Consider the following 7,663-nt stretch of genomic DNA (forward strand, 5'->3'; position numbering starts at 1 on the left):
GTGTATTAGATATGATCAAAAAAAAGGGTGTCATGTCTATAGAAGGCGAATTTACCCCGCTTAAAGCCGATACAATCTTTAGGTGGGGATATTCGTTTCGATAAAATGAATCGTTTAAATGGTCGCATCTTGTTGGCAAAAGTGAATCAGTCAGGACTTGAAATCAATCATGCTTTTCCACAAAAAGATGAAATCAAAGCTCTGGATTTAACGTGGACACATTATCTTCGTCCGAATACGCCGTTGAAATTAAGTGGTTGGGTCAGTGACTCTGACGTGTATGGTGGAGATAGCGGCGTGTCTTTAGGGGTTGAAATTCCTTTGGATCGCTCTTTATTTTACTAAGTTAAAAAGACTTTCTTAAAAAACGTATCTATACATGAACCATTCAAACGATGTTAAATCGTTTGAATGGTTTTTTATTTGAGGCTAAATATTGCTTAAGCTTGGATAAGTTGGGTCAACTGATCGACATAGACTTGTATTGGTTCAGGGTTTTTACTTGCATCACTTTCAATGTTTAAGCGTAATAGTGGTTCAGTATTTGAAGCCCGTACATTTAGGCGCCAAATACCAAAATCTAAACTCACGCCATCAGTTTGATCAATTACTGGATTTTGGTCAGCAAAATGATCAAAGATCTTTTGAATGGTGACTTGTGTATCGGCAACTTTGAAGTTAATTTCACCTGAGCACGGGAATTTTGCAATCATATCCTCAACCAATGAAGATAAAGATTGACCTGTTTCAGATAGTACAGAAACAGCCAATAACCACGGAATCATTCCACTATCACAGTAAGCAAAATCACGGAAGTAATGGTGAGCACTCATTTCACCACCATATACAGCATTGTGCTCACGCATTACATCTTTAATGAATGCATGGCCTGATTTAGATTGGACGGCGATCCCTTGATGTTTCTCAACAATATCTAATGTATTCCAGGTTAAACGAGGGTCATGCACAATCTTTTCACCTGCTTGTTTGAGTAGAAAGGCTTGTGCTAAGAGGCCAACAATATAATAACCTTCAATGAATTGGCCTTTTTCATCAAACAAGAAACAACGGTCAAAGTCCCCATCCCAAGCAATCCCCATATCTGCACCATGCTTAAGTACTGCTTGGCTGGTACTATCACGGTTTTCGATTAAAATAGGGTTAGGGATTCCATTTGGGAAATTGCCATCAGCTTCATGGTGGATTTTGATGAACTCGACTGGGATATTTAATGCTTTAAATTTTTCTTCTATCGCATCAATTACATGCCCTGCTGCACCATTACCTGCATTGGTGACAAGTTTCATTGGGCGAATCTTATTCGGGTCAATGTAGGTCATGAGGTGATCTACAAATTCAGGTAGGATATTGTATTTTTCTACAAGCCCCTTTTGAGTAGCGTCGATAAAGTTGCCTGATTCAGCAAGCGCTTGAATCTCTTTTAAACCTGTATCCGCACTAATTGGTCGTGAGTTCTCGCGAACCAGTTTCATCCCATTGTAATCCATAGGGTTATGACTGGCCGTTACTTCAATACCACCTTGGACATCTAAATGGAATGCGCCAAAGTAAACTTCTTCTGTACCTGTCATACCCAGATCAAGAACATTTACGCCTGCATCATTTAAACCCTGAATGGTTGCTTGTTTAAGGCTTTCACTGGTTAGACGAACATCGGCACCAATCACAACTGTTTTTGGTTGATAAATTTGCCCATAAGCACGACCAATTTTATATGCAATATCTTCATTGAGTTCTGTGCCAAGCTTTCCACGGATGTCGTAGGCTTTGAAGCAGGTTAAAGTCATTTTATTACCCTATTTAAAAATGAAAGGGCTGGAAGTCAGCCCTTTAAACGTTATTATTCAACAGTTACGGATTTAGCTAAGTTTCGAGGCTGATCGACATCGGTTCCTCGAAGTACGGCAACATGATAGGACAAGAGCTGTACGGGAACGCTATAAACAATCGGAGCTAATACAGGGCTGATGCTTGGCACATAGACCACATGTTGGCGGTCTTTGGCTTGGATGCCACTGTTTTCATCGGCAAAGACAAAGAGTTCCCCGCCACGCGCTTGGACTTCTTCCATATTGGATTTGAGTTTATCGAGCATGTCATCTTGCGGTGCGAGAATGACCACTGGCATCTCATTATCAACTAAAGCGAGTGGGCCGTGTTTAAGTTCGCCAGCTGCATAGCCTTCTGCATGAATATAAGAAATTTCTTTTAGTTTCAATGCACCTTCGAGTGCAATAGGGAAGTGAGTCCCACGACCAAGGAACAAGCAATGCTGTTTCTCTACAAATAGTTCAGAGAGGCGGAGAATTTCAGCGTCGTTCCGTAAAGTATCTAAAATGACTTTAGGTAAGTGCCAAAGTCCAGCGGTAATCTCAGCCACCTGTTGTGTAGAGATACGATTCTTAATCGTACCTATTTTGAGTACCAATAACATAAGCGCTGCAAGCTGCGTGGTAAATGCTTTGGTGGATGCAACACCAATTTCAGGACCTGCCAGAGTTAATAAGCTATGGTTGGTTTCACGTACCATGGAAGATGTTGCGACATTGCAAATGGTCATCGTAATGATGTCTAAGCTTTTTGCTGTAGCACGCTTTTGAGTATCGCGCAGGGCAGCTAAAGTATCTGCTGTTTCGCCGGACTGAGAAATACAGACATATAGGGTATTATTGACAATCACTGGTGTACGATAGCGAAATTCACTCGCGATTTCCACTTGGCAAGGCAGATCAATGAGCTGTTCAAACCAATATTTTGCAATCATACCCGCATGGTAACTGGTACCACAGGCAATGATTTGGATTTGCTGAATTTGAGATAAATCTGCAACAGCATTCGCAAGGAAATCTTCACGTAGGGCATTGCCATTTAAGGCTTGTGAAATGGTTTGTTGAATCGCTTCAGGTTGCTCATAAATTTCTTTGAGCATGTAGTGTTTATATTCGCCTTTTGATGCATTGCTGACGGTCGCATCTAACTCTTTTACTGGGCGATGAACCAATTGACCATCAACAAAGATTTCAATGCTATTACGAGTGAGACGCGCAATATCACCTTCTTCGAGATAAATAAATCGGTTGGTAATCGGAAGCAGCGCCAATTGGTCTGAGCTGATAAAGTTTTCACCAATACCCACCCCAATGACCAAAGGTGAACCTTCACGCACGGTAATCAGTTCATCTGGATAATCAGTATGTACGATACCGAGAGCATAAGCTCCTTTAAGCTGTGGCACGACTTGTTTGACTGCTTCAAGTAAACTTGGCGTTGACTTCAATGCATCATGAATCAGGTGGGCAACCACTTCGGTATCGGTCTGAGAGGTAAATACATACCCCCGTGCTTCAAGATCATCTTTAAGTTCTTGATAGTTTTCAATAATGCCATTATGTACGATAGCAACGTTGCCTGAAATATGCGGATGTGCATTGTTTTCAGTTGGTTTGCCATGGGTTGCCCAGCGAGTATGTGCAATCCCTAATGAACCGATAATCTGTGATTCTTCAACCGCACCACCCAGATTGGCTACTTTACCGACACGACGTTCACGTAGAACATGGCCTTGGTTAATGAGAGCTAAGCCCGCAGAGTCGTAACCACGATATTCTAGACGCTTTAAACCTTCGATGAGGATATTACTAATATTACGTTCTGCAACGCCACCGACGATACCACACATAACAAATTCCTCTTATTTCTTGATCTTTTGCGGACGTTGGTAGTTTTCTTTCGTAAACTGCTTAGAACGTTCTACCGCTAAACTATTTTCTTCGACATCGCGGGTGATGGTTGAGCCAGCCCCGACAGTTGCGCCGTTGCCAATGGTGACTGGGGCAACCAAAGCACTATTTGAACCAATAAAGGCATGATCGCCAATGATGGTTTTAAATTTGTTTGCACCATCATAGTTGCAGGTAATGGTTCCTGCGCCAATATTAGAGCCACTGCCCACTTCAGCATCACCCAAATAGGTAAAGTGGTTGGCTTTAGACCCGACACCGACTGTTGAGTTTTTGACTTCTACAAAGTTGCCAATATGCACTTCAGCCGCGAGTTTGGCACCTGGGCGTAAACGGGCAAAAGGTCCAATCTGCGCATCTTCACCGACAATAGCTTGATCAAAAATACTATAAGGCTGAACTTTGGTGCCTGCCGCGATTTTGGTATTTTTAATGATGCAGCCTGCGCCAATTTCTACATGGTCACCGAATTCGCATTCGCCTTCAATGATGACATTGATATCAATGCGCACATCTTGTCCAACGACTAAGTTACCACGAAGATCAAAGCGACTAGGATCAATTAAATGCACACCTTGTTGCATGAGTTTTTTAGCTAGATTTGCTTGGAACTGGCGTTCTAAAGCTGCCAGCTGAATACGGTCATTGACCCCTTCAACTTCGAAGGCTTGTTCAGGCTCAACTGAGGCAACGGTCAAACCATCAGCCAATGCCATTGCCACAATATCTGTCAGGTAATATTCGCCTTGCGCATTGTTATTGCTGAGTTTGGGTAACCATTCGTGCAATTTGGCATTGCTCACACAGTAAATGCCGGTATTAAACTCTTTGATTTGGCGCTGTTGCTCTGTTGCATCTTTATGTTCAACAATCGCCTGAATCTGACCATTCTCACGGACGATACGACCATAGCCTGTTGCATCATCCACAGTGAGTGTGACTAAGCCGATACCAGTTTGGCCCGATGCATCTAATAGTTTTTGTAGCGTATTCTGGCTAATGCAAGGCACATCACCAGAGAGAATGAGGGAAATACCATCTTGAGGTAAAACGGGCAGGGTCATTTGTACCGCATGCCCAGTACCGAGTTGTTCTGCTTGTTCAACCCATTTAATGTCTTGATCTGCAAAAGCTGATTGAACCCGATCGCCACCGTGACCATAGATCGTAATGATGTTTTCAGCGTGGATTTTTTTTGCTGTTTCAATCACATGACCGAGTAAAGGACGCCCTGCAAGTGGTTGTAGCACTTTGGGTAACGTCGAACGCATACGCGTTCCTTTACCTGCAGCAAGAATAATAACAGTCGTTGACATGTTCTAATCCTAAAAATGGCCTAGGCCACGGTGAAATAAAAATAAAGCCCAATACAAAGTGCTGCCCAAAGACCAGCAATAATGTCATCAAGCATGATGCCGAAACCACCATCGACTTTTTGGTCAATGACACGAATTGGCCAGGGTTTCCATACGTCAAATAAGCGGAATAAGGCAAAACCAAGCAACAGCCACAGCCAATTCATTTGCCCTAAATACAGTACAGGCAAGAAAGTGATGGATTGGCCTGCAAATTCATCCCATACGATACGTCCATCATCATGTACCCCCATGACTTTGGCGGTATGGCCGCAAATATAAATGCCGATCAGAGACATGAAGATGATGGCAATAATGGTGTTGGATAAGCCAATTGCAAGCCAGATTGGGACGAACAGCAGTGCAAAGGCTGAACCAAATGTTCCTGGTGCTTTGGGTGCTAGTCCTGAGCCAAAACCTACACCGCAAAACACGATGAAACGGTCGTACCCAGACATCTGACGAAAGAGGATAGGAGGCTTATGCAAAGTGTTGATATCCAGTAAATTGCAATGAATGGTCTAAGCCATTTTGTTGAAAACGTAGACCGCTTTGAGCGTCAACTTTTCCAATCACGTTGATCTTAGTATGGTTTTGTTGTTGCAAAAGTTTTTCATAATTCTGCGGACTTATTGTAAAGCATAATTCATAGTCATCGCCACCCGCCAAAGCATATTGCCATTGTTGTTCTCGTGTTAAATCTTGTAGAGCGGTGTTGATGGGCAGTTGATCAAGCTGTAGGGTCGCGCCTACACAGGATGCTTTTAGGATATGACCAAGATCTTGCGCTAAACCATCGGAGACGTCAATCATACTATGTGCCAAGCCTTTGAGTACTTGGCCCAGTTCACAGCGTGGGGTAGGGTAGTCCAAACGTTGTTGTAGAGGGTGGCCCAAGTGTTGCAGTGCGAAGGCGGCATCACCAACCGTACCACTAACACAAATTAAATCACCCACTTGAGCGGCGGAGCGGGTGACGGCTTGGCCGATATCGACCCAGCCCAGAGCAGTCACTGAAATGGTCAGATGTGGGCTTTGGGTGGTGTCTCCACCAATTAAACTCACACCAAATTGATCGCAACAATCATATAAACCCTGACTAAAGCCTTTAAGCCAGTCATGATCAATTTGGGGTAAGCTCAAGGCCAGTAAAATACTCTGAGGTTTCGCGCCCATTGCGGCGATATCAGATAAATTGACCGCCACAGATTTCCAGCCAATCGCATGAGGACGGGTATCAAGCGGGAAGTGACGTCCAGCAACGAGAGTATCGGCACAGATGACCAATTGTTGCTGTGGAGGGGGGGTGAGCAAGGCTGAGTCGTCACCGACGCCTAAATCGACAGAATAAGGACTCTTACGATTAAAATAGCTATCAATGATCGAAAACTCAGCCATACAACAAATCTACTACTGTGAGTTCGCTTGTTGCTTTTCTGCTGCACGTAAAGTTGTTGCTAAACGATCTAATACACCATTGATGTATTTATGGCTGTCTGCACCGCCAAAGTGTTTAGCAAGCTCGATTGCTTCGTCTAAAACCACACGATATGGAATTTCAAGATGTTCCTTGAGTTCATATGCGCCTAAACGAAGGGTCGCAAGTTCAACGCCGTCAAGCGCAGAAACGTCGCGATCAAGCACAGGGATTAAGAGCGCATCCAATGCTTCATGATTGGCAACCACTTGGGTTAACAATTCATGATAATAGCTCAGATCCACTTTGTGCATGGCATTTTCCACACGCGTACGTGCTTCAATCTCATGGACTGGATTGTGGCTCATCTGCCATTCGTAAATTCCTTGTACAGCAAAGCGACGTGCTTTACGTTTTGCTGCATAAGTTGCTTGCAATGTTTGCGACATAGCGTTAAATAGCCTTTAACAAGTTAACCATTTCAATTGCAGTAAGAGCAGCTTCGCCGCCTTTATTACCTGCTTTTGTACCCGAGCGTTCAATCGCTTGTTCGATACTATCCGTAGTCAATACACCATTAATCACTGGAAGACCAGATTCTAGGCCAACCACGCCTAAACCTTTGGCACATTCACCTGCAACAAAGTCGAAGTGAGGTGTGCTACCACGAATCACAGCACCCAGTGCAATGATGGCATCAAAGCGTTCAGACGCCACTAATTTCTTAGCCACGACAGGAAGTTCCCACGCGCCTGGTGCATGAACAACAGTGATATTATCCTCTGATACACCATGACGTTTCAATGTATCAATTGCACCTTCTAATAGATGTTCGACAACAAAACTATTAAAACGACCCACTAAAATCGCATAACGGCCTTCGCTAGCGAGATGTAACATACCTTCAATACGGCGAATTGCCATAGCAACCTCGATGATTTTTTAAGTTGTTTGATGTGCGGTGATATATTCCACCACTTCTAAATTAAACCCAGAGAGTGCATTAAAGCGTAAAGGTGAGCTTAAAAGCTTCATCTTTTCTACGCCTAAATCACGTAAAATTTGTGCGCCAACCCCAATGGTTTGGTACTGCTGAGATAAAGCAGCATTGGATTTGGTTGGTTTTGGTG

General features: G+C 43.5%; 7 protein-coding genes and 2 pseudogenes. 1 reads left to right on the forward strand and 8 read right to left on the reverse strand.

All coding sequences use genetic code 11. The annotated features are described in order from the left end of the window. Positions 1–75 precede the first annotated feature (75 nt). Positions 76–345: pseudogene (locus B4F08_RS16845) on the forward strand (capsule assembly Wzi family protein); the annotation flags it as partial. 95 nt (positions 346–440) lie between these two features. Here the strand turns inward: B4F08_RS16845 and B4F08_RS16850 are convergent. From B4F08_RS16850 to B4F08_RS16885, 8 genes and pseudogenes are all read right to left on the reverse strand, one after another. Beyond that, positions 441–1,808, reverse strand: a complete 1,368-nt coding sequence (locus B4F08_RS16850) for a phosphomannomutase CpsG (RefSeq protein ID WP_151706835.1) — start codon at positions 1,806–1,808, stop codon at positions 441–443. A gap of 53 nt (positions 1,809–1,861) precedes the next feature. Continuing rightward, positions 1,862–3,700 carry a glutamine--fructose-6-phosphate transaminase (isomerizing) gene (glmS, locus tag B4F08_RS16855; RefSeq protein ID WP_291375476.1) on the reverse strand — a complete coding sequence of 613 codons (1,839 nt, stop codon included), beginning with the start codon at positions 3,698–3,700 and terminating at the stop codon, positions 1,862–1,864. Between the two features lie 12 nt (positions 3,701–3,712). Continuing rightward, on the reverse strand, positions 3,713–5,077 hold the full coding sequence (gene glmU / locus B4F08_RS16860) for a bifunctional UDP-N-acetylglucosamine diphosphorylase/glucosamine-1-phosphate N-acetyltransferase GlmU (protein WP_291375477.1): 1,365 nt from the start codon (positions 5,075–5,077) through the stop codon (positions 3,713–3,715). 20 nt (positions 5,078–5,097) lie between these two features. After that, entirely contained in the window at positions 5,098–5,619 is a 522-nt protein-coding gene (locus B4F08_RS16865) for a phosphatidylglycerophosphatase A family protein (RefSeq protein ID WP_086210691.1), read from the reverse strand. After that, positions 5,597–6,514: a thiamine-phosphate kinase gene (gene thiL, locus B4F08_RS16870; RefSeq protein ID WP_291375479.1), complete on the reverse strand. Its 918-nt coding sequence runs from the start codon at positions 6,512–6,514 to the stop codon at positions 5,597–5,599. Before thiL ends, B4F08_RS16865 begins: the two co-directional genes overlap by 23 nt. Positions 6,515–6,526: 12 nt before the next feature. Continuing rightward, positions 6,527–6,982 (reverse strand): transcription antitermination factor NusB, encoded by a 456-nt coding sequence (nusB, locus tag B4F08_RS16875; protein WP_058952409.1) that lies wholly within the window; start codon positions 6,980–6,982, stop codon positions 6,527–6,529. A 4-nt stretch (positions 6,983–6,986) separates the two neighbouring features. Next, a complete protein-coding gene (ribE, locus tag B4F08_RS16880) occupies positions 6,987–7,457 on the reverse strand; it encodes a 6,7-dimethyl-8-ribityllumazine synthase (RefSeq protein WP_004684294.1) in 471 nt (156 codons plus the stop codon). Between the two features lie 18 nt (positions 7,458–7,475). Further along, positions 7,476–7,663, reverse strand: a pseudogene (locus B4F08_RS16885) (bifunctional 3,4-dihydroxy-2-butanone-4-phosphate synthase/GTP cyclohydrolase II); the annotation flags it as partial.

The organism is Acinetobacter sp. UBA6720, from assembly GCF_002454215.1.
GTDB lineage: Bacteria > Pseudomonadota > Gammaproteobacteria > Pseudomonadales > Moraxellaceae > Acinetobacter.

What these genes read in the sequence shown, in the direction of transcription:
- B4F08_RS16850 (WP_151706835.1), bottom strand. Translation starts at nt 1,808, where the DNA reads ATGACTTTAACCTGCTTCAAAGCCTACGACATCCGTGGAAAGCTTGGC.
- thiL (WP_291375479.1), bottom strand. Translation starts at nt 6,514, where the DNA reads ATGGCTGAGTTTTCGATCATTGATAGCTATTTTAATCGTAAGAGTCCT.
- nusB (WP_058952409.1), bottom strand. Translation starts at nt 6,982, where the DNA reads ATGTCGCAAACATTGCAAGCAACTTATGCAGCAAAACGTAAAGCACGT.
- glmU (WP_291375477.1), bottom strand. Translation starts at nt 5,077, where the DNA reads ATGTCAACGACTGTTATTATTCTTGCTGCAGGTAAAGGAACGCGTATG.
- ribE (WP_004684294.1), bottom strand. Translation starts at nt 7,457, where the DNA reads ATGGCAATTCGCCGTATTGAAGGTATGTTACATCTCGCTAGCGAAGGC.
- glmS (WP_291375476.1), bottom strand. Translation starts at nt 3,700, where the DNA reads ATGTGTGGTATCGTCGGTGGCGTTGCAGAACGTAATATTAGTAATATC.